At 64.1% G+C, this 1,135-nt stretch carries 1 protein-coding gene and 1 pseudogene; both read left to right on the top strand.

From position 1 onward, the window contains the following. Positions 1-9: 9 nt before the first annotated feature. Positions 10-240: pseudogene (locus AC097P_RS24565) on the top strand (ABC transporter substrate-binding protein); the annotation flags it as partial. Between the two features lie 95 nt (positions 241-335). Next, the coding region (locus AC097P_RS24560; protein WP_479613030.1) for a FecCD family ABC transporter permease at positions 336-1,135 on the top strand (800 nt) is incomplete at its 3' end.

Below are 1,135 nucleotides of genomic sequence, written 5' to 3'. Positions count from 1 at the left end.
AGCCAGGTCATGGTGTCGGGGCTGGCGACCAGCGCACATGCCATGTTGGAGTACGCAGGCGCCACCAATGCCATTACCGGATTTACGGGCTACAAACCACTGACGCCAGAGGCCGCCATTGCGGCCCAGCCCGATGTGATTTTGCTAACCGACCAAGGCCTGCAGGCCGCGGGTGGTATCGACGGAATTCTCAGGTTGCCGGGTCTTGCACAAAGCCCGGCCGGCCGAAACCGGCGCGTCGTTGCGCTGGAAGCCATGTTTCTCTTGGGCTTTGGGCCGCGCTTACCCGCGGCGGTATCCGTTTTGGATACGGCAATTGCAAAGGTTATGCGTTCATGCACGCCTTGCCTCTGCAATTGCGCCCTTTTTTACAACTTGACAAGGCCCGCCCCGCGGCCTTGCTCCTGGCGGCGGTGCTGGCCAGCATTGCCGTTGCGGTGCAGTGGGGTGCTGTGCCCGTGCGGGCTGACGACTGGCTGGCCTTGCTGGGTTTGGTTGACCAGCCGACCACGTCGGCAGGCAGTTATGTGCTGTGGAACATACGCCTGCCACGGGCGCTGTTCGCGGTGCTGATCGGTGCCAGCATGGGCATGGCCGGCGCGCTGACGCAGGGCCTGTTCCGTAACCCCCTGGCTGACCCTGGCCTGCTGGGTGTCAGCGCCGGGGCAGCGTGCGCGGTGGCGCTGACGATCGTTGTGTTTGCCGGTTTCAACTGGCCCATTCCCCTGGCCTGGCGCATGTGGTTGCTGCCAGCTGCCGCTTTTGGCGGTGCTTTGGGTGTTTGTTTTGCACTGGATGCTGTGGCCCGCTGGATTACGCCGGGCTCTATTGCGGGGTTGTTGTTGACCGGGGTTGCGCTGAACGCGTTGGCGGCCGCCGTCATTGGCCTGTGCACCTACCTCGCCAACGATGAGCAGCTGCGCAACCTGTCGTTCTGGACGCTGGGCTCCTTGGCCGGGGCCAATTGGGCTCTGGTGGTGGTGTTGACCGCTTTGCTGGGTGTGGCAGCTTGGCGCGTCCGCCAGTTGGTGCGCGCCATGAATGCGCTGGCGCTGGGCGAGTCTGCTGCCGCCCATGTAGGCGTAGACGTGCGGTATTTGCGGCGCCATGTCATCGTGTTGGTGGCGCTGCTGGC

This window comes from Rhodoferax sp. ZS1R8 (assembly GCF_056521325.1).
Note: the sequence above shows the minus strand (reverse complement) of the source record. Positions and strands in the feature narration are given on the sequence as shown.